The organism is uncultured Mucilaginibacter sp., assembly GCF_903893715.1.
Taxonomy (GTDB): domain Bacteria; phylum Bacteroidota; class Bacteroidia; order Sphingobacteriales; family Sphingobacteriaceae; genus Mucilaginibacter.
The window spans coordinates 55,535-77,660 of the sequence record NZ_CAITNG010000013.1 but is presented as its reverse complement, the minus strand read 5'-3'; the positions used below and the strand labels follow the sequence as shown (position 1 = coordinate 77,660).

Here is a 22,126-nt window from a genome sequence, read left to right as displayed (position 1 = left end):
GTAAGTGCATAGTAGTTAGTATTTAGTATTTAGATAAAGCCCTGTCGATTTGAAAAAATCAGCCAGGGTTGCTTTTAGATGTTGGATCTAACTATTAGATTTATATCTAAATACTAACGTCTAAATACTAAATACTAAAGAATGCGTAACCTGTTAATTTTTATCAGCAAGTACAACGCATTTTTTTTGTTCATCATTTTTGAGTTTATTTCCATTTTCATCCTGGTCAACTACAACTCCTTTCAAAAGGCTACGTACATCGAATCCTCAAACAATGTTACAGGTACGGTTTACGATAAGATGAGTCAAATAAGTGGGTATTTATCATTAGGCAAGGTTAACGACAGTCTGGCCACGGAAAACGCACGTTTACACAACCTGCTGAAGTCGTCGTTTTATGTGGACACATTGGTTAAACGCAAAGTTGTCGACAGTATCTATAAGCAGCAATACACATATATCATGGCAAAGGTGATCAACAATTCGGTTAACCACCGCAATAATTACCTTACTATAAATAAAGGCAGTAAAGACGGTATAGCTAAAGGTATGAGTGTTATTTGTAGCGCAGGTGTTGTTGGCGTGGTAGTAAACACCTCCGAGCATTTGGCCAATATTCAATCGGTACTGCACAAGGAAACGCGCATCAGTGCGATGCTGGCTGATACCCGCGACATCGGCAACTTTCTGTGGGGCGATAACCTCGACCCACATGCGGGGCTATTGGTGGATGTTGCAAACAATGTAAAGCCCCGCAAAGGCGAGTTGGTGGTTACATCGAACCTTTCTTCCATTTACCCTGCAGGCATCCCAATAGGCAAAATCAGCAGCTTACAATCGAAGGATGGCGGTCTGTTTTTAAACATGGATGTTGCTTTAGCCGTTGATTACAGTAAGCTGGAATATGTATATGTAATAAACAACCGGTTAGCAACAGAACAAACCCAAGTGGAGGCCGCACGGAAAAAAGATGATTAGGATTTTTATAGTCAACTTAGTAAGATTTGCCATATTGGTGTTTTTGCAGGTTTTCTTGCTGAAAAACTTTACGCTGTACAATCTTTCCACGCCATATCCCTATATCCTCTTTATTCTGCTATTGCAGTTCCAAACACCCAATATTGTTTTGTTCGTTTTGTCTTTCGTGATTGGTATTACCATCGATGCTTTTTATGATACGCCGGGTTTGCACGCGGCAGCATGCACGCTTTTGGCCTTCGCGCGAATCCTGTTTATTAGTGTGACTGTTGAAAAAGATGGCTTTGACAATGAGCCCGATCCAACACTTGATGCAATGGGCTTCCGGTGGTTTTTTATGTACGCCCTTATTTTAACACTTATCCATCATTTCTTCCTTTTCAACCTTGAAGTTTTCCGCATATCCGAAATACAATATACCTTCACCAGATTTGTATTAAGTTCGGTATTTACCGTATTTTTAATGCTGATTTCCGGCTTGTTGTTTTTCCGGAGGAAAGAACGTTAATGAACAGTTTTTTTGAGCGCCGCTACGTTATTCAAACCTTTTTTATTGTGATGGCCCTGGCCTTGCTTGGCCGTTTGTATTATATACAGATGGTTGACAACCAATACAGTGTATCGGCCAAGGACAATGTGGTGAAAAAGGTAATTGATTTCCCCAGCAGGGGCACCATTTTGGACCGAAGAGGCGTAATATTGGTACAAAACGAACCAATCTACGATATTATGGTGGTGCCGCGCGAAGTAAAAGCGTTTGATACCGCCAAGTTTTGCAGCCTGATAGGTATTGATAAAGAAGGTTTTTATAAACGTTGGGTAAAGGCATTGGCCTACTCCCGGTCGTTACCCTCACCGTTCGAGAAACAGATACCTGAGCGGTTGTACGCGTCATTCCAGGAACATCTGTTCGAGTTTCCGGGTTTTACTCCGTTGTTGCGCAAGGTACGTACCTACCCCGATTCAATTGCTGCTCAGTTTTTAGGTTATACTGATGAGGTTACCGATTTAGATATTAAAAAATCGCATGGTTATTATCAAAAAGGCGATTATATTGGCCGCACAGGTGTTGAACGCGCTTACGAGGATTCGTTACGGGGACAGCGTGGTATACGTAATTTACTGGTCGACTCGCGAGGGGTTACTAAAGGCCATTATTTAAACGGTTTATACGATACTTCGGCCGTGCCGGGAAAAATACTACAATCATCGATAGACAGCCGGATACAAAAATTGGGCGAAAGGCTAATGGCGAATAAGGTGGGCAGCATTGTGGCTATCGAACCATCGACCGGCGAGATATTGGCTTTTGTGAGCAGTCCTACGTACGATCCTAACCTGCTTACCGGACGCGATAGGGGTAACAATGTTGCCCAGCTTTCTGTAAATCCTTACGATCCGTTTTTTATCCGCCCGATACAGGCACGATACCCACCGGGTTCTTCGTTTAAACCACTGAGTGCCCTCATTGCATTGCAGGAAGGTATGATTACGCCACAGACCACTTATTTTTGTGCAGGCGGCTATCAGGCAGGTAACCACTTTGTGGCCTGTACCCACCATCATGGCGTTACTGATCTAAGGCTCGGCATAGCCGGATCATGCAATACCTATTTCTGCAACGTTTTTGATAAGTTGATGAACCAAAATGGTGCGCAAAACACTCGTACCAATTTTATTGACTGGCGGCAAAAAGTACTCAAATTTGGTTTTGGCAGCAAATTAGATGTCGACCTGCCCAACGAAGTGAGAGGTAATGTTCCTTCGGCAGAATTTTACGATAAGATTTTTAACGGCACCAGATGGCGCTCAAGTACATTCATATCAGATGCAATAGGTCAGGGTGAATTATTAGCTACGCCTTTACAAATGGCAAATATTGAGTGTATTATAGCCAATCATGGTTACTTTTACAGGCCGCACCTTATCAAATCTATCGGCGGTAAGGATGTGATCAGGCAGGAGTATAAGATAAAGAATGATGTTGGTATTGAACAGCTATACTTTGAGCCGGTTATCGACGGTATGCAGGAGGTGGTTGAGCACGGTACAGCGGCTGCGTCGCAAATATCGGGCATTGTGATGTGCGGTAAAACCGGTACTGTGCAACGCAATAATGCTAAAAATCATTCGGTGTTCGTTGCCTTCGCGCCGAGGGTAAACCCAAGAATCGCCATCGCCGTGGTTGTTGAAAATTCGGGGCAGGGCGCAGATTGGGCCGCACCAATTGCCAGCTATATTGTTGAAAAATATTTGAGAGATACGCTTACCTCGAGGCCATCGGGTAAAACTCCCCAATGGATTATGCAACAAAACCTATTGCCTGCCTTGAAAGTCCTTAGCCCTGCCGCGAAAGCGGCAATGGCCAAAGCTGATTCTGTAAAGAAAATTAAGGCGAACAGTGTTAAAAGCAAAAAAGGACTGAAAAGTGCATCGCGTAAAGGCGAAAAAATACCCCAACAACTGACCGCTATCCAGCCGAAAAGAAATGAACACTTATAACCAACGCAGCTTTTTTTACAATGTGGATTGGATAACCGTGTTCATCTACCTGGCGTTATGCACCATCGGCTGGTTCAATATACATTCGGCAGTTTTTGACGAAACACACCCCGGTATTTTTGGGATGAAGACCGATTATGAAAAGCAATTCATCTGGATATTGACGGCCATCGTTTTGGCAACCATTATTTTGTTGCTGGATAGCCGGTTTTTCAACGCTTTGGCGCCGGTGTTTTACGGCATCACTATTTTTTTACTGGTTCTGGTATTGGCGGTGGGCCGTAATGTTGGCGGTAACCAGGCTTGGATATCCATCGGCACTTTCAGGCTACAGCCATCTGAGTTTGCAAAATATGCCACGTGCTTGCTGTTGGCCCGGTATTTAAGTGGGGTGAACATCAAGATAACCGAGGCCAAGTCATTCTTCATCGCAGCAGCCATTATTTTAGTGCCCATGTTGCTCATCAAGCTACAACCCGATGACGGCTCGACCCTTGTTTTTTGCTCATTGATATTTGTTTTGTACCGGGAGGGGCTTTCGCCAATATTTTTGATATTGGGTGCTATTTTTATCGTGCTGTTTATCTTATCGCTGGTGTTTAAGCAGATATTTGTTATTGGTGGGGTGCTTGTTGTTGCCGGCATCATCATCGCCATTGTGCGGCGGCACCGAAGGCTCGCGTTTACCATTTTGGCCGGAATGGCGCTTTCGATACTATTTGTAGTGGCTGTTCCATTTATCTATAAACACATTATAAAAGAACACCAAAGGGTGCGTATTGACGAATGGTTGGGACTGCAATCTGATTTGAAAAAAGCAGGTTATAACGTTCACCAATCGAAGATAGCTATAGGCTCAGGCAAACTTTGGGGTAAGGGCTATTTAAAAGGCACACAAACGCGCTTCTCGTTTGTGCCGGAGCAGAGTACCGATTTTATTTTTTGTACCGTAGGCGAAGAGTGGGGCTTTGCGGGATCGGTGGTTGTGGTTGGACTGTATATATTCCTTATCCTGCGCATTATCGTGCTCGCCGAGCGACAGCGGTCACCATTTTCGCGCATTTATGGTTACGGTGTGGCCTGTGTTATTTTCTTCCACTTTTTTATCAATATCGGGCTTACCATTGGCGCGGTACCTGTTATCGGTATCCCATTGCCGTTCATCAGCTATGGCGGTTCGTCTTTGTGGAGTTTTACCTTTTTGTTGTTCACGCTGGTAAAGCTCGATTCGAACCGAATGGGTGTGGTATCGGGTTAATGCTACGCCGGATAACGTCGCCTCAGCAGCGCATAAAACTTATCGGCGGTTGCTTGCCTGGCTTCCCAGTTATTTTTTTTGGTGTAGTTTGCCTTTAAAAAGTTATCGGCCTCCTCAAATTTGTTAAAGTGGTTTAGTATGTCTACAGCTTCGCCGTAAGCCATGCTGTAACCGTTAAACAGGTCTTTTACATACAGCAGTTTATCGTTAAGGTTTATTGCCGATTTAAGATCGCTGATAGCCGACAGGTCAAATTGGTCGGCGAGGCGTGTTTGTTGTAATTGACCGGCAATTACCTGGTTTACGGTAGTCGCTGGTTTAATAGCGGTAACATGATGTTCGACGGGCAAAACTTCAACAGGTTTTTCAATAACATTTTCAACCGGTTTGGGCGATACTTCGGCCGGCTTTTCAGGCTCAACCTCGGGCTCGTCTTCTAAAAAAGCGATGTCCTCTTCATCGTAAGCCATTGGTTCAATATCATCCAGTTTCAGTTCGTGCCTTATTATAGGTTCTTCCGGTTTTATATCTTCGGTCATCGCATCATCGGCTTTAGCTACCGGTTCTTTTTTTGAGCTTCTTGATGTCTGCGCGGGTTGTACCACCGGTTCAAAAAACTTTTCGGTAACAGGCGGACTTTCTACCGTAGTCTGTGCTTCGGGTTTGTGTTTATTGTGTTTGCGCAAAACCTCGATGTTCTCTATCAGGTAATGGGTGTTGGCGGCAAACAGCTCCAACTCCAGGTCGTTTATATCGTCTTTGGTTTTTTCGATAAACTCGTATTGTTCGTGCAATTCGTTTAATATGATACCAATCTTCTTGAAAATTTCTTCTTGCTTCATAATTATGCCGGCGGGAATATGTTGGTAAAATATTAGAACGAAAATACCATTAAATTCTGATATTAGCCGTCAACATATAATGTAAAGATGCTTTTTAGCGAGTACAACAAACGGCGCAGCGAATTTGGCGGGAGTATAGAGTTAATATGCGGATCGATGTTTTCGGGCAAAACCGAAGAACTGATACGCAGGCTAAAACGTGCGCAGATAGCCCGTTTGAACGTGGAGATATTTAAACCCAAAACCGATGTACGCTATGACGAGACCGCTATTGTATCGCACGACCTGAACTCGATTCACTCGACACCTGTCGAAAACGCATCGTCGATACTGTTACTGAGCAGCAATACGCAGGTGGTAGGCATTGACGAGGCCCAGTTTTTTGATGAGGAACTACCCGACGTTTGCAACCGACTGGCCAATAAAGGCATACGCGTAATAGTGGCTGGCCTGGATATGGATTTTTTGGGCAAACCTTTTGGCCCCATGCCCGCCATTATGGCCATTGCCGAATCGGTAACCAAAGTGCAGGCCGTGTGTGTGGTTTGCGGAAACCCTGCTTTATACTCGTACCGCTTAGTAGCCAACGACACTAAAATACTGTTGGGCGAAAAGGAAACTTATGAGCCGCGGTGCAGAGTGTGTTATAATCTGAACAATTAGCGTTGGTGCAGGCTTAACCTGTTGCCATCGGGATCTTTTATGGCGGCAAATATCCCCCAAGGCGTTTTGTCGATAGTGCCAACTTCAATACCCTTTTCGGTCAAGGTCTTTATTTCGGCATTAAGGTCTTCGCAATCGATAACCAGACCGTTTATACAACTCGGAGGCATATTATCAAACCAGGTTACCAAGGTTATGGATGCTTGAGCCCCCTTCAATACCCAATTGAACCCACTTTTGCCCTTTGCCAAGATCATTTTCAACAATCAGTTTAAAACCCAGTTTCAAATAAAACTCTTTTGACGCGGCCTGGTCGATTACAGGGATAGAAATGATGCTAATTAACTTCATGATGGGTGTCGAATTTATTGTACAAAAAATACTCCCCGCAGAGGTATTTATAAAATAAGATCAGTTTTCTTTTTCTTCGCGCTTAACTAATAGCACCTCATCGTTATCCAATAGCAAATATCCGTACTCATAGCAAAAATTATAAGTACTGCCGGTTTTGGTTTGGTAGATACTGGTAATATAATCGAAATTAAAGCCTTTTGCCGATAGTTTTTTTCGGGTAACCTTGGTTTTGCCAGTTGGGTTAAACTCTTCCATAATGCGGCGGTTGCGCTTTAGTATGTTATTGATGTTGCGCACCAGGTTATAACTCTCGCTGTTGAGCTGGTTGTTATAATTGTTGCGGCACTGGTCGTCGCAAAATTTTTTGTCGGACCGACCATGCAATACCGTTCCGCAATCCAAACACAATCTTTCCTGGGGCATAAATTATTGTTTAGCATAAAGTTAGGCATTCTTTATCCATTTGCAAACGCTTACAAACGAAAATTAACATTTAGAAATGTTTATTATACGGATAGGGCAAACCAACTGCCGCAACTTTGTGGTGTTGATTGAAAAACATGAATTATCACGAATTAAAAAAAAAGAGAAATGATGAGCACATTAAAAAACAGCGTACGCCTGGTAGGCAACTTAGGGATGGATCCGGAAGTAAAGAATTTTGACAACAACCGTAAACTGGTAAAACTGGCATTGGCCACTAACGAAAGCTACAAAAACGACAAAGGCGAAAAGGTTACGGAAACACAGTGGCATAACATAGTAATATGGGGCGCGCAAGCCAAGTTTGCCGAAGAGATGTTAAAGAAAGGCGACGAGGTTGCCATTGACGGCAAACTTGCCAGCAGGAATTATGTTGACAAAGATGGCAACAAGCGCTATGTGACCGAGGTGGTAGCGAACGAGTTTTTGAAGATGAATAGTAAGAGAGCCTGACCGCAGATTTTGATTTGGCTTATTGTGAGAATGATTAGTATGATTTTGCTGATTGTTTGGGGCGAAGTGATGATAAGAAAGATTTGTTTGGTGATGGGGCTGGTGGTACGAGTGGGATAAGTGATAAGGAAACCGCCGGCCCCTAACTGGGCAATGTTAAAATTTTGAACGTAATTTTTTATATTTGTATGTATTCGGACGCAAAAGAAACCGCCCGGTTGTATAGGGTGCTGACCGAGAAATTAGGCAGTGAAATTACCGAGGCGATGTTTAAATATATCGACAATAAAACTGAACGATCGGTGGAAGCAAGTATTAAAACATTGGCTACTAAAGAGCATGTCTCTCGCGAGATAGCGAACGTCCGTAAGGAAGCCGGTGCGAATAAGGCTGACCTTGTTAAATGGATGTTTATTTTTTGGGTAGGACAGGTTGGAGTTACTTTGGGAATAGTGCTGCTGTTTTTGAAAAGGTGAAAAAGTTCTTACAAATACCCCCCTGCTTTTTAGTAGCAGCTACGGTAAAGAGTGGCAGGAATTGTAAGGGTATTAAAATATCCTACTTTTCCCCCCTCCTCTGTGAGTGGCAGTGGCAGTTGAGAGTGGCCAATGGGGAAAAGAGTGTTTAAAAATTCCTACATTTACCCCCCTCCCGCCGGTTAGGAGGAGAGTCGGGATTCAAGATTTTGTGAGACTTAAAAGTCTTGCAAATGCCCACCACCACCAGCTTTAACAAACCTTCAGATATTTTTTACCGACCAATACCCGCTACTTACCGAATAGTTAAAGCGTTCGGCCTAAATCAAATAGGCGCGCAGTGTTTATCACTGTACTTTTGAGTCATCAAATAGAAACAGAAATGGAAAACAACAGCGAATACAGCAACCCTCGTCATAATAATAGGTTAACCCTTGGCATTATACTTTTAGGCATCGGCATCGTATACCTGCTTAACCAGGTTACATTTTTCAGCTTGCCATTTTGGCTTTTTAGCTGGCCTATGTGGATGATTTTAATAGGTTTTGCCAGCGGGGTAAAACATAACTTCACCAAACCGGGTGCCATTATTATGATGGCTATAGGCGGCATCTTTTTGGCCAACATGGCTTTAGGTTTTCACTACATGATATTTTGGCCATTGATGCTTATTGGTGCGGGTATTTACATGCTGTTTGTTAAAGGCAGCAAATGGGAGCGCAACAGTAGGTACCCTTATGGACAATATGGGCAGGATGTATATGGCAAACAGCCCGACAACTTATAAAATTCCTAACTCAACATATATCAGGCAACCCCGCCCCGGCTTTATAGCGGGGCGGTTTTTTTGGCCATTATTGTGGCCAATTGCGAAGAATGATGCTTGACAACAATAAAGCGACTGAAATCCATCTACCGACAAAATCCCTACGTTCGCCGAATATTAAAAGTACATTACCAATTTTACTTTTGCCTATTCCGAATGTTATATTAGTTTTATAACATAATTTTAAAACACACTACATGAGTATCAATATAGATCCCAATTACAGAGACCCGCGCAGCAATAAAGTGCTGGCAGGGTCAATACTTCTGGTTGTTGGTGTCATCATCCTGGTGCACCAGTTCAACTTTTACTTTTTCCCCTTTTGGCTATTCCGCTGGCCAATGTGGCTTATCGTTTTCGGCATTTACAGCGGCGTTAAGCATAATTTCCGTAATTCAACCTGGTTAGTCCTACTGTTTTTAGGTGTCTTTTTCCTAATGGATGATATTTTCCCTCATATCCATGTTTGGGGCAATTTTTGGCCAATAATATTGATTGCCATTGGCGTAAAAATGATTAGCAGTCGAAATCAACCCTGGAGCTCTAAAGGCCGCTGGGAAAGTGGTCGTTGGGAAAAAAGATGGCGGGTAGGTATCCACACCAATGCACCTAACCAAGGCGCACCGGGGGTTGATTATACGCAGCCTACTACCGAACCGACAGCTACGGATCATGCAGAGTCGAAAAAACGCATGGGCGACGATTACCTTGACGCTGTATCCATTTTTGGGGGAGTAAAAAAGATGATTCTTTCGAAGGATTTTAAAGGCGGCGAGATCATCAATATTTTTGGCGGTGCCGATATCGATTTTACACAGGCCGATATTAAAGGACAAGTAGTTATAGATATAACGCAGGTTTTTGGCGGCGTTAAACTGATCGTTCCACCACACTGGCACGTAACATCGGATATTGCGGCAATATTTGCGGGATTTGATGATAAGCGCATGCAAAAAAGCGATTATGGTACCGATAAAATATTGATTTTAAAAGGTACTTCAATTTTTGCAGGGGTAGACATACGTAGCTATTGAACCCGGTAACGCTTTAACACAATATTAGTGCATCGCATTTTAATAACATCCCGATTTGTTACTCTCAATCATAAACTGACCATTGGCAACAACTACCAACATATTTTCGAAAATAACCTACGCACTTGTCCTATGTTTTTTAGCATGGGTTGGTGCACAGGCCTATATCGTAGAAAGTTTTGGTTTTAACTGGTACATCGCATTTGGCGACAGCCTTGTCAATACAGTTTTACTGAGCGGTGCCTGCTGGCTTATTAATAATAACCTACGGTACTATCAACCGGGAGAAAAAAGTTATATCAACCTGCTGGTATGGTGCGGGGTATTGGCCGGTTTGTGCATCCTTATCGCCCGATGGGTATTGCCTTTTATCATCAATGACAAGGTTTACGAAAGCTTCTTCTCCCAATCGTTGGCCATACGTTATTTCATCAGCTTTTTAACCATTGGTTGCATGGCCATGGTAAGCGTGGTATGGTTTACCCAACTCGACCAAAAAGAAAACGAAAAGCGAAAGACTGACGCTGAAAAGCTTGCCCGTGAAGCAGAACTATACAACCTGCGGCAGCAATTACAGCCACATTTTCTGTTCAACAGTTTAAATTCTATCAATGCATTGATTGGTATACGACCCGATGAAGCTCGAAAGATGATACATCAACTTTCTGATTTTTTACGGGGAACGTTAAAGAAAGATGACCAAGCCCCGGTAACCTTGGCAGAAGAATTACAACAGGTTCAATTATACCTCGACATTGAAAAAGTTAGGTTTGGGCACCGTTTGTCGGCCGAAATAAGTCACGATGCCAAAAGCGGGGATATGATGTTGCCGCCCATGTTATTGCAGCCAATTGTAGAAAATTCGATTAAATTTGGCCTATACGATACAACAGAAGCGGTTACAATAAGTATAAGGGCCGAGGTTAACGATAATTATTTAGTGCTGATGGTGCAAAACCCATATGATGCCCAAACAAGCCGACCGATGAAGGGTACCGGCTTTGGTTTAAGTGGCGTACAGCGCCGTTTATACTTATTATTTGCACGTAACGACTTGGTTGAGACGCACGCTGCCGACGATGTATTTACAACAATTATAAAAATCCCGCAGGTATGAAACGAGTTTTAATTATTGATGATGAGCCTTTAGCCCGAATGATTGTTCGTGAATACTTGCTTGATTTTCCACAGATAGAGGTGTTGCAGGAATGTGGCGACGGTTTTGAAGGCGTAAAGGCAATTAACCAATATCAGCCTGACCTTATTTTTTTGGACGTGCAGATGCCCAAAATAAACGGCTTTGAAATGCTGGAATTGGTAGAAAAGCAGCCTTCGGTAATTTTCACCACCGCATTTGACGAGTATGCCATAAAGGCTTTTGAAACACATGCAGCCGATTATTTACTGAAACCATTCAGCAAAGAACGTTTTGCCAAAGCCGTTGACAAATGGTTAAATCAGGTATCGCCAACCGAATCGATAAAAGCAACCGAAACCTTGGTCAATGCGGTGGTACCGCCATCACCTGCGCAGCATGAGCGTATAGTTGTCAAAACGGGCACCAAAGTAAAAATTATACCGGTTCACGATGTACAATACCTGGAAGCCGACGATGACTACGTAAGTATACACACTCAAGAAGGCTCCTTCCTTAAAAACAAGACGATGAGCTTTTTTGAACAGACACTGGACCCCCGTCAGTTTGTACGCGTACACCGCTCCTATATATTGAGCGTTGCGCAGATTACCCGCATAGACCCATATGAAAAGGATGCGCATTTAGCAATACTAAAATCGGGTGCAAAAATACCAGTGAGCAAAACGGGTTATATTAAGCTAAAAGCTGTTTTAGGGATATAGCCCCTAAAATATCCCATCGTTATCAGTTTATTAACAAGGTGCGGCTTTTGTTAATAAATTGTTATAAATCGATTAAACTTTATATTTTTGTTTTCAGCCACTTATTCAGGTTGTGAAGCCGACGTTTTTTCAGCAACAGCTTTCGTTTTTTATATATTATCAGTCTTAAGCTTCGTTGAGCGGGGCCTAATAATTGATTTTTATACCAGACCAGCATAAACATCTGACTAAAAAGGTTTTGTATCTTTTTTGATTTTGAAGCGTATAAAATCACAGCGTTACATATAATTAAGCATTTATCTTTTATTACTGACCAGTTAAATGTCCGAGGAAAAAGACACCGCCTTTGGTATGTTCCCGATTGGGTTGCAAGCACTCAATCAGCACTATTTTGCGAACAAGCAATTACATAACCTCATTGAAAGCACCAATACGGGTTTGTGGGAGCGCAACATCGAAGACCAGCAAGCATGGTGGTCGCCCAAGTTTTGTGAGTTGCTCGGGTATGATTACGGAGCGCTCGATACCAGCTATACCTCCTTTATCGACAAGCTTGTGCACCCCGAGGACAAAAAACCGTTAGTGGATGCCTACCAAAACCACCTTAAAACTCAAAGTCCATACAAAATGGAAGTTAGGCTGTTAACAAAGGAACAAGGCTACCGCTGGTTTGAAACATCGGGCAAGGCATGGCCCGACGAAAATGGCAAGTTAAGCAGAATGATCGGCGCCGTTGTTGACATTGACCAGAAAAAACGCAATGAGATCAAGCTAAAAAGGAATGAGTTTTTACTAAATGAAACCAACAAAATAGCCAATGTTGGCGGTTGGGAGCTTGATGTAGTAAATATGGAGTTGACGTGGTCGAAAGAAATATACGAAATATACGAGTTGCCAGCCAATATTAGCCCCGATGTTGATTCAGCGATCAGCTTTTTCGAACCGGGTTATCGTGAAATTATTTCTGCTGCAGTAAGCGATGCCATAAAGTTTTGCAAGCCTTACGACCTGGAATTGCAGATTCGAACAGCAAGAGGCAACGTTATTTGGGTTAGGACCAAAGGGATACCAATTATCGACAGCAATGGCGAGTGCATTACCTTACGTGGAATATTTCAAAACATCAACGAAAACAAACTGAAAGAACTTAACCTGCAGAAATCGCTCGATTTGCTTGGCGATCATAACAGGCGGTTACAAAACTTCGCCCATATTGTATCACATAATTTACGTTCGCATTCAGGAAATTTACAATTTATGGTCAATATATTTGCAGAAAATATTTCTGCTGCGGAAAAGGATGAAGTGTTTGGAAATATTCGCTCTATCAGCGAAAGTTTAGCCACAACAATAGATCATTTAAACGAAATAGTAAAAATACAAACGGAGATAAGCAAAGAGCTTAAACCTGTTGATTTTGAAAGTGTTTTTAAGAGTACACAAAACGTACTCGATAGTAATATCAGGAGAACAAGAGCGATGATCTGTTACGATTTTTCTTCATGTCCAACAATTAACTATGTACCTGCTTATTTGGAAAGCATTTTTTTAAACCTATTGTCCAACTCATTAAAATACAGGCACCCGGACCGCAACCCTAAAATAATTTGCGAAACGTATTTTGATAAAGAGCATACCTATATGACTTTTGAAGACAACGGGCTTGGTATAGATTTAGAAAAACACAAGGACAAAGTATTTGGCATGTACCGTACCTTCCACCAAAACACCAATGCCAAAGGCATAGGTCTTTTTATTACCCGCAACCAAATTGAATCGTTAGGGGGCAGTATACAAATTGAAAGTACGGTGAATGTTGGCACGAAATTTACCTTAAAGTTAACATAATAACATATTAAACAATAGAGAATAGATGATGACAGCAACTCCCTTTAAGACCGTTTGCGTGATAGATGATGACAAGATTTATATTTACGGTCTTAAAAAATTAATCACCATTAAAGAACTGAGCCCCAATTTGATGGAATTTTATAATGGCAAAGAGGCCATCGACTTTTTAATCAATCCTGAAAATCAGAACCAGTTACCAGATATTATTTTTCTCGACATCAACATGCCCGTTATGGATGGTTGGGGCTTTATGGAAAGTTTTGTGAAAATTAAACCACAGTTGAGTAAAAAAATCACAATTTACATGGTGAGTTCTTCCATTAATCAAGACGATATCAACAGGGCCAAGGGCATTTCGGACGTAACCGACTATGTTATCAAACCTATTTCGCAAGACACGCTTGTTGAGTTGTTCAATGTAGCGGCCTAACAAAAAGAAAAAAGGCTCCCAATTCAATTTAGGAGCCTTTTTTGATTGCTTTTACCTAATCGATATAGCTCTCCAATAATTTAAATCCTTTTTCGGTTTTAATATCCACCTCGTTAATGCTTTTGGGCAATAAAATACATTCACCCATTTTTAAAGCATAGCTTTGATTGTTATACAACAAAGTACACTCTCCGCCCACACAAACATATATCACGAAAGAGTCCAAATGGCTGTAATCTTTCGTTGTGCCGTGCGTAAACTCCATCATATTGGTAGTAAAATATGGGCACGATACTACGGGAACATCCAGGTTCACCTCATGCTCATAGTTTGTTTTGTACTCAGGGTAAAAGTTGTAGTCATTCGCAGCAAGGGCTTCTTCGGTATGCAGTTCACGTTTATTGCCTTTATCGTCAACACGGTCAAAATCATAAATGCGGTAGGTAATATCCGATGTTTGCTGTATCTCGGCCAATAATAGCCCTTTACCAATGGTATGGACACGCCCTGCGGGTAAAAAGAAAACATCGCCTGCATTGGCTGTTTCCACGTTCAATATATCATTTAAGTGGCCGCTGTTTAGTTTTTCGATATATTCCGCTTCGTTGGTTTGCTTGTTGAAGCCGGCTATCAGGGTAGAACCCGGGTCCGACTCGATAATATACCACATCTCCGTTTTGCCAAACGAGTTATGGCGCTTTTTGGCCAGTTCGTCATCAGGGTGAACCTGTATCGATAGCCAGTCGTTGGCATCAATAAATTTAACCAGTAAAGGAAAGATGTTGCCAAACCTATTGTAAACCTTTTTGCCGACCAGTTCATCTTTATACTCTGCCAGCAGATCGGCCAATGAGCGGCCCTCTAAAGCCCCCCCGTCAACGATAGATACATCGGAAGGGACTCCCGATATCTCCCAGGTTTCGCCGCAATTGGGCAGCGGCGAAAAATCCTTACCCAAATAGGTGTTGATTTTGTTGCCGCCCCATATTTTGTCTTTAAAAATAGTCTTGAATTTCAAAGGGTACAATTCTGTTGGCATATTGTATTTTTTGGTTAGTGGTTTATCAATAACGTCCCATTTTTCAAATCTCGGGTTCTTGTTGGCTTAAACAATGAAAGCTACCCAAGCCCCAGATAATATCCGTCGAATCAATGCCTACAACCTTCCTGTCGGGAAAGCACTGCTGTAGTATAGCCAATGCTTTTTCGTCATTCTTATCACGATAAGTTGGCACCACTACAGCCGCGTTGGCAATATAAAAGTTTGCGTACGATGCCGGCAACCTTTGCCCATCATAAACAACCGGCGATGGCATAGGCAATTCCACTATATTCAAAGGCTTGCCATTGAGCAACCTAAATGTTTTGAGCGTTTCAAGGTTCTCCTGCAATAAATGGTAGTTCTCGTCCTCTTCATTATCTTCAACAACGGTAACTACAGTATCCTCATTCACAAAACGGGTGATATCATCAATATGACCATCGGTATCATCCCCAACTATACCATCCCCAAGCCACAAAATTTGTTCAGCCCCATAATAGTTTTTAAGGTAGCTTGCTATCTGGTCCTGGTTTAAGTGCGGGTTGCGGTTTTTGTTCAACAAACATGCAGTAGTGGTAAGTATTGTCCCGGCGCCATTAAAATCAATTGAACCACCTTCCATCACAATGCCCGGATGGTAAACTTGTAAGTCAAAATGGGCACCAATTTTCGTGGGTATCACATCGTCCAAATCAAAGGGTGGATATTTATTCCCCCAGGCATTGTAACCCCAATCAACTATCACTTTTTCGCCTTTTTCGCCATTGACCAAAAACGCCGGGCCATGATCGCGGCACCAGGCATCATTGGTTGCAAAATGATGGAACTCGATTTGGTACATATCCACCCCCGCTTTTATCAATTCGCTTTTCGCGAAAGCTTCCATATCGGTATTGGCAATGTTGATGCGTACCAACTCACCTTCGGCCACAATCTTGATGAACTCGCAATAAGGTTTATAAATCGAAGCGATCTTTCCCGGCCACGACTCTTCTTTATGCGGCCAGCTCAACCATGTCGCCGTATGCTTCGCCCATTCGGCGGGAAAGCTGAATCCTTGCGAAGCGGGATACATCATATCAGTCTTCATCAAGTAGTCTTTTTGTAATGGGCTGATAACTGTCTATCCTGCGGTCCCTCAAAAACGGCCAATGCGTCCTGTAATAATCCGTTTTCTCCAAATCTATTTCCTGAACAATCACATCCTCATCATGGTGTGATGCCTGGTACAACACCGTCCCGAAAGGATTGGCGACAAATGAGCCTCCCCAAAATTTCAACCCTGCTTCTTCGCCAACCCTGTTTACGCTAACCACGTGCACACCATTGGCTACCGCATGGCTGCGTTGTATGGTTTGCCAGGCATTATATTGTTCGGTATTGGTAGCGTCGTCCTGCGTATTGGCCCAACCGATAGCTGTTGGATAAAACAATACCTCGGCACCCATTAGCGCGGTAATGCGCGCGGCTTCCGGGTACCATTGGTCCCAACATATCAACACCCCAACAGTGGCATATTTGGTTTTGAAAACCTTATAACCTAAGTCGCCGGGGGTGAAGTAGAATTTCTCATAAAAACCCGGATCGTCCGGTATATGCATTTTGCGGTACTTGCCTAAATACGCTCCGTCCGCATCTAAAACAGCAGTAGTATTATGGTATACACCTGACGCCCTTTTTTCGAAAAGCGACGCGATGATCACCACGTTCAGTTCAGCGGCTAAAGTCGATAGCTCATCTGTGGATGGTCCCGGGATGGCTTCGGCCAGTTTAAAGTTCTCGTAGTCCTCCACATCACAAAAGTAAAGCGAGGTAAACAGCTCTTGCAGGCAAACAATTTGCGCGCCTTTTTTTGCAGCTTCTCTAACCTTGGTCATTGCTTTGCTTAGGTTTTGTGCCTTATTTCCGGTGCATTCCATTTGCACCAACCCAATATTTACTTTAGCCATACCGCGATTGTATTTTGCGCAAAATTATAAATTAATATCAAAAGCATTTGCCATAATCGTTATCTTACATGGCACACCCAAACAAAGCTTTACGAGTGTGCGGTTTTTATTAGCTTTGCAACAACAGGCAACGCCGCCTTTTATTTTATTTATGCCCCAACAAGCATGGTAACTAAAGACCATTACGAACTGCTCGAAATAAAAAATGATGCCAGTCAGGCCGAAATTGACGCGGCCTATGCAAAGATCATCGTCCATGACCACTATACGTCCGAACAAATTGAAGCCTTTAGATTAGCTTATCATACACTCCACGACCCCCAAAAGCGCGCAATATACGACAGCGAACTCCCCGGCCCGTTCGACCCAAGTGAATCTTTCCCTTTTGAAGACATCGATTCGATAACCGAAGTAAAAAAGCCCAAAACATTTAAAAGCAGGCTTTGGAACATTACCCAACTGCTGCTCAAAATAATCATTACCGCCGCTTTGCTTTACTATGTGTTCAGCAAGATAAAAATCGAGCAGGTAAAGACCCTGATATCAAACTCAAACCCCTGGTGGATGCTGGCCGCTGTTGTTTGCTTTTTCACGTCAACCGTTGTATCGGCTTCAAGGCTGTTGAGCTTTTTCAAATCCATCGACCTGCATATCAACTGGAAATTTAACCTGCGGCTATACATGCTGGGCATGTTTTACAACCTGTGTTTGCCTGGTGGTATTGGTGGCGATGGCTATAAGATTTACCTCCTCAACAAACGCTATAAAAAACCGGCTAAAAAAGTTTTCTGGGCCATTTTGTTCGACCGGTTGAGCGGCTTTTGGGCCATAGGCTTTATCACCGCGGTTTTGGTGATATTCCTTCCCCAACTCGCGGTTTTGCATATCACGCCAATAACGGCATGGTCTGCTTTTCTTGTTGGCACCGCCGTATACTACTTTGTTGCTTACAAGTTTTTTCACGACTATACCAAGCATTTTTGGGAGGCGCATATAAAAGCCATTGCCGTACAAAGCCTGCAGGTACTCACCATTTTATTGGTAATGATAGGCCTGCACCACGATGGCAAGTTCGCGCCGTATCTATCGGCCTTCCTGATGTCGTCAATGGCGGCTGTTATACCGTTTAGCGTGGGTGGTTTAGGCTTCCGCGAGTTTATTTTCAAATACGTGGTTGCCGAAATGTTCCACATGAACGGTGAATTGGCCGTAGTATTAAGCCTGTCGTTCTATGTCGTATCGGCCATCGTGTCGCTATTGGGTGTCTACTACGTATTCCGCGCCGACAAATTGGAAGAGGATTGATTTCAAAGAACAAAAATGAACATCATTATAACAGGCGCCAGCAGCGGTGTAGGTTTTGAAGCCGCGCTCGAATTGATACTCACCGGCGAACACCGGGTCATCGCATTGGCTCGTTCGGCCGATAAACTCTCCCGTTTGCTCGAAATTGCACAAGGACTCAACCCCGATTGCCAATTATACCCTGTAGCTTTCGACATCGTGCATGACGACTATGCCGACCTTATACAGTTCATCGCGGCGCGTTTCGATGGCAAAGTCGACGCCCTCATCAACAATGCGGGTGTGCTCATCAACAAACCCTTTGCCCAATTAGACGAGACTGACTTCGTCGAGATGCTGCAAAGCAATTACCTCGGTCATGTGCGCATCATCCAGGCGTTATTGCCTATGATGGCCGAAGGGTCGCACATCCTCAATATCGGCAGCATGGGTGGCTATCAGGGCAGTGCTAAGTTTGTCGGCCTATCGGCCTACTCGGCCAGCAAAGCAGCCCTCCACACGCTTACAGAGTGCCTGGCGCAGGAACTGGCCGACCGGAACATCAAAGTAAACTGCCTGGCCCTCGGCTCGGCCCAAACCGAAATGCTCGAAAAGGCTTTCCCCGGTTACGAATCGCCGGTTATGGCCTTTGAAATGGGCAAATACATCGCCGACTTTGCCCTCACCGGCCACCGCTTCTTCAACGGCAAGATACTCCCCGTAGCCCTCAGTACGCCATAGGTGTTATGGGTATTTATGGGTGTTTTTTGATTTCGAATTTCGGATGTCCGATTTCGGATTTTCTGTCCCTTTAACGTCTTCCATTTTACATCTTCCCTTTTACGTCTTCCATCTTCCATCAATATGGGTATTTATGGGTATCCGCGAATATCGAACAATGAATTTTGAATGTCGAATATCGACCTTACTTCATCATTCAATATTGGATATTCAGTGTTCTATATTATAAAACACATGGGTATTTATGGGTATCCGCTCAATATAGAAACGCTCTTTTCTTTCTTACGCTTTGCGCCGGCCTCCATGCGCTTTGCGAAAACACATGGATATTTTTGGGTATCTCAAAGAACTGTTTTGTCTTAACTCTTGATTTTTTCACCTTGAGTCACATTCCCCACAATATAAGAAAATTTATTGAGATTTGAAAAAATAAACAGCGACCAATGACAACAATTTCCACAGAAAACCACTACCTCACCCTTATTAATGTTTTTTCTGTCAATCCTGTAAACCAGCAAAAACTGGTTGAGTTATTAACGCGTGCCACTGCCGATAGCGTGCGAAAAATAACCGGGTTCATATCCTCCAGCCTGCACCGCAGTTTGGATGGCACCAAAGTAACCATGTATGCCCAATGGCGCAGTATGGAAGATTACCAAAACATGCGTAACAACGCCCAGGCATCGCCCTACCTTGATGAAGCCCTTAAAATAGCCACCTTTGCACCGGGCATGTACGAGGTGGCAGAGACGTTTTTGCCGGAAAGTTGAAAAAATAACCACCATGTCATTGCGAGCGCAGCGCGGCAATCTCAAAGGATAGACAGGCATCATGCCTTTCCGAAATGCAAAACGAACCCACTATATTGCATTATGAAACTGCATGAATATTGTGTTTACATCCTCACCAATATAAATAAGGTGGTATTATATGTAGGCGTTACAAGCGACCTTCAAGGTAGAGTTTGGGAGCATAAAAACGGCGTACATCCCGGTTTTACAAAGAAATATAGGTATAACAAGTTAGTCTACTACGAAGAATACCAATGGATTCATGATGCCATTGATCGCGAAAAACAATTGAAGGCTGGTTCACGGCAAAAGAAAATTGATTTAATAAATAAAGACAATCCTGAATGGACAGATTTAAGTGGGGGATGGTATGATTAACGACTTGCGTGTCGGTTACCTGTCCGCAGAGATTGCCACGCTTCGCTCGCAATGACAGAAAAAGTTAGTCACAAAAAAAAACCCGTCCGATAACTATCGGAACGGGGCTTTTCAAATTCAATGTAGCTTTCGCTAAATTATTTTTTACCTGCAGCGGCAGCAGCTTCCTGCTCAGCCTGACGCAATGCACGTGAGGTAGTTACCGAAACAATGGTATCTTCCATGGCATTGGTAATGGTCATGTTTTTAACTGTTAAGTCGCTAACACGTACCGATTTGCCAACCTCTAAAGTTTCGATGCTCACATCGATGTTATCGATATGGTCTTGCGGTAAAGCTTTGATACGCAGTTTACGTAATTTTTGTACCAGTTTACCACCGGTTTTAACACCCGGCGAAGTACCTGTCAAACGCACTGGTATCTCAATAGTTACCGGTTTTTTTGGATCCAGTTTCAAAAAGTCAACATGGATGATCATTTCAGTCAACGGATGGAACTGAATGTCTTTAATAATTGCCTGTGTTTTTTTACCGGCAATGTCTAAGTCGATGAAATGAACAACGGGAGTATAAACCACCGGTTTCAAATCAGCTACGGACACCGCGAAGTGGGTTTGTGTTTCCCCACCATACAGCACTGCAGGCACAAGGCCATCATAACGCAGTTGCTTGGCGTCTCTTTTCCCTACGTTCTCTCTTAAAGAACCGCTAATAGTAATTGATTTCATTGTTTTTATTTATTTATTGTTAAGTCGATAGACTATACGCCATGGGCCATAGTCTATCTTTTGTATTCTCTTTTATTTACCATGGTCTATCGACCATTGTATATGGACTATCAATCCACCCTAAACAAGTTACTGATCGACCCGTGCTCGTTAACATTCGTTATCGCCTGGGCAAACAGGTCAGCCGTCGATAATACCCTGATCTTGCTGCTTGGCTCCCTCAACTGTATAGTATCGGTAACAATCAGTTCGCTCAATACCGAGTTTTCAATGGTTTCGTATGCCTTGCCCGATAATACAGCATGTGTACAAACCGCCCTTACACTTCGCGCGCCCTTATCCATTATTAAACCGGCAGCTTTTGTTAAAGTACCTGCCGTATCGCAAATGTCATCTATCAGCACTATATCCTGGTCGGTAACATCACCAATCACCGTCATTGATTCAATCTCATTTGCACGCTTACGGCGTTTATCGCAAATCACCACCTCGGCATTAAAAAACTTGGCAAAACCACGTGCCCTGTACGAGCCACCCATATCGGGCGATGCAATGGTTAAATTGCCCAGCTTTAAGCTTTTTATATAAGGCACAAATATTACCGAGGCGTCCAAATGGTCAACCGGTACATCAAAAAAACCTTGTATCTGCGCTGCGTGCAAATCCATGGTCATTATACGGTTGATGCCGGCTGCTACTAATAAGTTAGCCACAAGTTTCGAGCCTATGGCCACACGTGGCTTGTCCTTACGATCTTGCCGGGCAAGCCCAAAATAAGGGATAACCGCTGTAACATAATGTGCCGATGCCCTGCGTGCGGCATCGATCATCATCAACAGTTCCATCAAATTGTCGGTCGGCTGGTTGGTGCTCTGTATCAAAAACACATCGCTCCCCCGTATCGACTCATCAAACGATGGCTGGAACTCCCCGTCGCTAAACCTTGATAAAGTAACACTGCCCAACTCCCTGCCATACGCATCCGCAATTTTATGTGCCAGTGGTTGCGTAGCGGTACCGGCAAATAATTTTACAGGATTGAATTGTAAAGGCATGGTGGGTGTTTATTTCGAAATTCGAAATTTCAATTTCGGATTTTTGAATTTTCATTCAACCCCCAATTTCAAAATAACGATGTCGGATTTATGTTACGCTATTAAAAAAAATTTCGGACTTCGAAATTGTAAATCCGAAATCCGAAAT

26 protein-coding genes are annotated in these 22,126 nt (G+C 43.1%); 17 read left to right on the top strand and 9 right to left on the bottom strand.

Annotation, left to right across the window (positions count from 1 at the left end):
- Nucleotides 1-141 precede the first annotated feature (141 nt).
- From mreC to rodA, 4 genes are read left to right on the top strand one after another with little or no spacing between them, the layout of a single operon-like run.
- Nucleotides 142-978 (top strand): rod shape-determining protein MreC, encoded by an 837-nt coding sequence (mreC, locus tag QZX97_RS01930; protein WP_295649065.1) that lies wholly within the window; start codon nt 142-144, stop codon nt 976-978.
- Nucleotides 971-1,486, top strand: coding sequence for a rod shape-determining protein MreD (gene mreD, locus QZX97_RS01925; RefSeq protein WP_295649062.1), 516 nt, complete (start codon nt 971-973; stop codon nt 1,484-1,486). Before mreC ends, mreD begins: the two co-directional genes overlap by 8 nt.
- Entirely contained in the window at nt 1,486-3,480 is a 1,995-nt protein-coding gene (gene mrdA / locus QZX97_RS01920; RefSeq protein ID WP_295649060.1) for a penicillin-binding protein 2, read from the top strand. Before mreD ends, mrdA begins: the two co-directional genes overlap by 1 nt.
- Complete coding sequence (rodA, locus tag QZX97_RS01915; protein ID WP_295649059.1) at nt 3,467-4,738, top strand: rod shape-determining protein RodA; 1,272 nt, start codon at nt 3,467-3,469, stop codon at nt 4,736-4,738. The genes mrdA and rodA overlap by 14 nt, the downstream gene beginning before the upstream one ends.
- 2 nt (nt 4,739-4,740) lie before the next feature.
- Here the strand turns inward: rodA and QZX97_RS01910 are convergent, their stop codons facing one another.
- Nucleotides 4,741-5,580 (bottom strand): hypothetical protein, encoded by an 840-nt coding sequence (locus QZX97_RS01910; protein ID WP_295649056.1) that lies wholly within the window; start codon nt 5,578-5,580, stop codon nt 4,741-4,743.
- 87 nt (nt 5,581-5,667) lie between these two features.
- Between QZX97_RS01910 and QZX97_RS01905 the strand changes: the two genes are divergently transcribed.
- The gene (locus QZX97_RS01905) at nt 5,668-6,243 is read left to right on the top strand and encodes a thymidine kinase (protein ID WP_295649054.1); all 576 of its coding nucleotides are present in this window, start codon (nt 5,668-5,670) and stop codon (nt 6,241-6,243) included.
- Here QZX97_RS01905 and QZX97_RS01900 read toward each other — a convergent pair.
- Genes QZX97_RS01900 through QZX97_RS01890 form a run of 3 tightly spaced genes read right to left on the bottom strand, consistent with a single transcriptional unit; the run spans nt 6,240 to nt 7,020 of the window.
- Nucleotides 6,240-6,413, bottom strand: coding sequence for a VOC family protein (locus tag QZX97_RS01900; protein WP_295649051.1), 174 nt, complete (start codon nt 6,411-6,413; stop codon nt 6,240-6,242). The genes QZX97_RS01905 and QZX97_RS01900 overlap by 4 nt on opposite strands.
- Before the next feature lie 4 nt (nt 6,414-6,417).
- Nucleotides 6,418-6,594, bottom strand: coding sequence for a VOC family protein (locus tag QZX97_RS01895; RefSeq protein WP_295649049.1), 177 nt, complete (start codon nt 6,592-6,594; stop codon nt 6,418-6,420).
- Between the two features lie 60 nt (nt 6,595-6,654).
- Entirely contained in the window at nt 6,655-7,020 is a 366-nt protein-coding gene (locus QZX97_RS01890; RefSeq protein WP_295649047.1) for a hypothetical protein, read from the bottom strand.
- Between the two features lie 168 nt (nt 7,021-7,188).
- On the opposite strand from QZX97_RS01890, the gene ssb reads away from it, so the two are divergent.
- The 8 genes from ssb to QZX97_RS01850 all read left to right on the top strand — a co-directional run bounded on the left by ssb (nt 7,189) and on the right by QZX97_RS01850 (nt 14,010).
- Nucleotides 7,189-7,533, top strand: coding sequence for a single-stranded DNA-binding protein (ssb, locus tag QZX97_RS01885; protein WP_295649044.1), 345 nt, complete (start codon nt 7,189-7,191; stop codon nt 7,531-7,533).
- Between the two features lie 188 nt (nt 7,534-7,721).
- The gene (locus tag QZX97_RS01880; protein WP_295649041.1) at nt 7,722-8,009 is read left to right on the top strand and encodes a hypothetical protein; all 288 of its coding nucleotides are present in this window, start codon (nt 7,722-7,724) and stop codon (nt 8,007-8,009) included.
- Between the two features lie 382 nt (nt 8,010-8,391).
- Nucleotides 8,392-8,796: a DUF5668 domain-containing protein gene (locus QZX97_RS01875; RefSeq protein WP_295649038.1), complete on the top strand. Its 405-nt coding sequence runs from the start codon at nt 8,392-8,394 to the stop codon at nt 8,794-8,796.
- A 236-nt stretch (nt 8,797-9,032) separates the two neighbouring features.
- Nucleotides 9,033-9,869 (top strand): DUF5668 domain-containing protein, encoded by an 837-nt coding sequence (locus QZX97_RS01870; protein WP_295649036.1) that lies wholly within the window; start codon nt 9,033-9,035, stop codon nt 9,867-9,869.
- A gap of 82 nt (nt 9,870-9,951) precedes the next feature.
- Nucleotides 9,952-10,986: a histidine kinase gene (locus QZX97_RS01865; protein WP_295649034.1), complete on the top strand. Its 1,035-nt coding sequence runs from the start codon at nt 9,952-9,954 to the stop codon at nt 10,984-10,986.
- Nucleotides 10,983-11,729, top strand: a complete 747-nt coding sequence (locus QZX97_RS01860) for a LytTR family transcriptional regulator DNA-binding domain-containing protein (RefSeq protein WP_295649031.1) — start codon at nt 10,983-10,985, stop codon at nt 11,727-11,729. The genes QZX97_RS01865 and QZX97_RS01860 overlap by 4 nt, the downstream gene beginning before the upstream one ends.
- Before the next feature lie 321 nt (nt 11,730-12,050).
- On the top strand, nt 12,051-13,577 hold the full coding sequence (locus tag QZX97_RS01855; RefSeq protein ID WP_295649028.1) for a sensor histidine kinase: 1,527 nt from the start codon (nt 12,051-12,053) through the stop codon (nt 13,575-13,577).
- A 25-nt stretch (nt 13,578-13,602) separates the two neighbouring features.
- A complete protein-coding gene (locus QZX97_RS01850) occupies nt 13,603-14,010 on the top strand; it encodes a response regulator (protein ID WP_295649024.1) in 408 nt (135 codons plus the stop codon).
- A gap of 55 nt (nt 14,011-14,065) precedes the next feature.
- Here the strand turns inward: QZX97_RS01850 and QZX97_RS01845 are convergent, their stop codons facing one another.
- The 3 genes from QZX97_RS01845 to QZX97_RS01835 are packed head-to-tail and all read right to left on the bottom strand — an operon-like array spanning nt 14,066 to nt 17,001.
- Nucleotides 14,066-15,049 (bottom strand): type I phosphomannose isomerase catalytic subunit, encoded by a 984-nt coding sequence (locus tag QZX97_RS01845; protein ID WP_295649021.1) that lies wholly within the window; start codon nt 15,047-15,049, stop codon nt 14,066-14,068.
- A gap of 43 nt (nt 15,050-15,092) precedes the next feature.
- The gene (locus QZX97_RS01840) at nt 15,093-16,142 is read right to left on the bottom strand and encodes an agmatine deiminase family protein (protein ID WP_295649018.1); all 1,050 of its coding nucleotides are present in this window, start codon (nt 16,140-16,142) and stop codon (nt 15,093-15,095) included.
- Nucleotides 16,132-17,001, bottom strand: coding sequence for a carbon-nitrogen hydrolase (locus QZX97_RS01835; RefSeq protein WP_295649015.1), 870 nt, complete (start codon nt 16,999-17,001; stop codon nt 16,132-16,134). Before QZX97_RS01835 ends, QZX97_RS01840 begins: the two co-directional genes overlap by 11 nt.
- A gap of 165 nt (nt 17,002-17,166) precedes the next feature.
- On the opposite strand from QZX97_RS01835, the gene QZX97_RS01830 reads away from it, so the two are divergent.
- The 4 genes from QZX97_RS01830 (at nt 17,167) to QZX97_RS01815 (ending at nt 20,195) form a co-directional block, all read left to right on the top strand.
- Nucleotides 17,167-18,306, top strand: coding sequence for a flippase-like domain-containing protein (locus tag QZX97_RS01830; RefSeq protein ID WP_295664077.1), 1,140 nt, complete (start codon nt 17,167-17,169; stop codon nt 18,304-18,306).
- A 15-nt stretch (nt 18,307-18,321) separates the two neighbouring features.
- Nucleotides 18,322-19,026, top strand: a complete 705-nt coding sequence (locus QZX97_RS01825; RefSeq protein WP_295649011.1) for an SDR family oxidoreductase — start codon at nt 18,322-18,324, stop codon at nt 19,024-19,026.
- Between the two features lie 443 nt (nt 19,027-19,469).
- Nucleotides 19,470-19,796: an antibiotic biosynthesis monooxygenase family protein gene (locus QZX97_RS01820; RefSeq protein WP_295649008.1), complete on the top strand. Its 327-nt coding sequence runs from the start codon at nt 19,470-19,472 to the stop codon at nt 19,794-19,796.
- A 102-nt stretch (nt 19,797-19,898) separates the two neighbouring features.
- Complete coding sequence (locus QZX97_RS01815) at nt 19,899-20,195, top strand: GIY-YIG nuclease family protein (RefSeq protein ID WP_295649006.1); 297 nt, start codon at nt 19,899-19,901, stop codon at nt 20,193-20,195.
- Nucleotides 20,196-20,332: 137 nt separating this feature from the next.
- On the opposite strand, the gene QZX97_RS01810 is transcribed toward QZX97_RS01815, so the two are convergent.
- Both QZX97_RS01810 and QZX97_RS01805 read right to left on the bottom strand, forming a co-directional pair.
- A complete protein-coding gene (locus QZX97_RS01810) occupies nt 20,333-20,923 on the bottom strand; it encodes a 50S ribosomal protein L25/general stress protein Ctc (RefSeq protein WP_295649004.1) in 591 nt (196 codons plus the stop codon).
- A 110-nt stretch (nt 20,924-21,033) separates the two neighbouring features.
- Nucleotides 21,034-21,978, bottom strand: a complete 945-nt coding sequence (locus QZX97_RS01805; RefSeq protein ID WP_295649001.1) for a ribose-phosphate pyrophosphokinase — start codon at nt 21,976-21,978, stop codon at nt 21,034-21,036.
- Nucleotides 21,979-22,126 lie beyond the last annotated feature (148 nt).

Excerpts from the sequence above, each read along its gene's own strand:
- mreC (WP_295649065.1), top strand. The coding sequence starts at position 142 with ATGCGTAACCTGTTAATTTTTATCAGCAAGTACAACGCATTTTTTTTG.
- mreD (WP_295649062.1), top strand. The coding sequence starts at position 971 with ATGATTAGGATTTTTATAGTCAACTTAGTAAGATTTGCCATATTGGTG.
- mrdA (WP_295649060.1), top strand. The coding sequence starts at position 1,486 with ATGAACAGTTTTTTTGAGCGCCGCTACGTTATTCAAACCTTTTTTATT.
- rodA (WP_295649059.1), top strand. The coding sequence starts at position 3,467 with ATGAACACTTATAACCAACGCAGCTTTTTTTACAATGTGGATTGGATA.
- QZX97_RS01910 (WP_295649056.1), bottom strand. The coding sequence starts at position 5,580 with ATGAAGCAAGAAGAAATTTTCAAGAAGATTGGTATCATATTAAACGAA.
- QZX97_RS01905 (WP_295649054.1), top strand. The coding sequence starts at position 5,668 with ATGCTTTTTAGCGAGTACAACAAACGGCGCAGCGAATTTGGCGGGAGT.
- QZX97_RS01900 (WP_295649051.1), bottom strand. The coding sequence starts at position 6,413 with ATGCCTCCGAGTTGTATAAACGGTCTGGTTATCGATTGCGAAGACCTT.
- QZX97_RS01895 (WP_295649049.1), bottom strand. The coding sequence starts at position 6,594 with ATGAAGTTAATTAGCATCATTTCTATCCCTGTAATCGACCAGGCCGCG.
- QZX97_RS01890 (WP_295649047.1), bottom strand. The coding sequence starts at position 7,020 with ATGCCCCAGGAAAGATTGTGTTTGGATTGCGGAACGGTATTGCATGGT.
- ssb (WP_295649044.1), top strand. The coding sequence starts at position 7,189 with ATGATGAGCACATTAAAAAACAGCGTACGCCTGGTAGGCAACTTAGGG.
- QZX97_RS01880 (WP_295649041.1), top strand. The coding sequence starts at position 7,722 with ATGTATTCGGACGCAAAAGAAACCGCCCGGTTGTATAGGGTGCTGACC.
- QZX97_RS01875 (WP_295649038.1), top strand. The coding sequence starts at position 8,392 with ATGGAAAACAACAGCGAATACAGCAACCCTCGTCATAATAATAGGTTA.
- QZX97_RS01870 (WP_295649036.1), top strand. The coding sequence starts at position 9,033 with ATGAGTATCAATATAGATCCCAATTACAGAGACCCGCGCAGCAATAAA.
- QZX97_RS01860 (WP_295649031.1), top strand. The coding sequence starts at position 10,983 with ATGAAACGAGTTTTAATTATTGATGATGAGCCTTTAGCCCGAATGATT.
- QZX97_RS01855 (WP_295649028.1), top strand. The coding sequence starts at position 12,051 with ATGTCCGAGGAAAAAGACACCGCCTTTGGTATGTTCCCGATTGGGTTG.
- QZX97_RS01850 (WP_295649024.1), top strand. The coding sequence starts at position 13,603 with ATGATGACAGCAACTCCCTTTAAGACCGTTTGCGTGATAGATGATGAC.
- QZX97_RS01845 (WP_295649021.1), bottom strand. The coding sequence starts at position 15,049 with ATGCCAACAGAATTGTACCCTTTGAAATTCAAGACTATTTTTAAAGAC.
- QZX97_RS01840 (WP_295649018.1), bottom strand. The coding sequence starts at position 16,142 with ATGAAGACTGATATGATGTATCCCGCTTCGCAAGGATTCAGCTTTCCC.
- QZX97_RS01835 (WP_295649015.1), bottom strand. The coding sequence starts at position 17,001 with ATGGCTAAAGTAAATATTGGGTTGGTGCAAATGGAATGCACCGGAAAT.
- QZX97_RS01830 (WP_295664077.1), top strand. The coding sequence starts at position 17,167 with ATGGTAACTAAAGACCATTACGAACTGCTCGAAATAAAAAATGATGCC.
- QZX97_RS01825 (WP_295649011.1), top strand. The coding sequence starts at position 18,322 with ATGAACATCATTATAACAGGCGCCAGCAGCGGTGTAGGTTTTGAAGCC.
- QZX97_RS01820 (WP_295649008.1), top strand. The coding sequence starts at position 19,470 with ATGACAACAATTTCCACAGAAAACCACTACCTCACCCTTATTAATGTT.
- QZX97_RS01815 (WP_295649006.1), top strand. The coding sequence starts at position 19,899 with ATGAAACTGCATGAATATTGTGTTTACATCCTCACCAATATAAATAAG.
- QZX97_RS01810 (WP_295649004.1), bottom strand. The coding sequence starts at position 20,923 with ATGAAATCAATTACTATTAGCGGTTCTTTAAGAGAGAACGTAGGGAAA.
- QZX97_RS01805 (WP_295649001.1), bottom strand. The coding sequence starts at position 21,978 with ATGCCTTTACAATTCAATCCTGTAAAATTATTTGCCGGTACCGCTACG.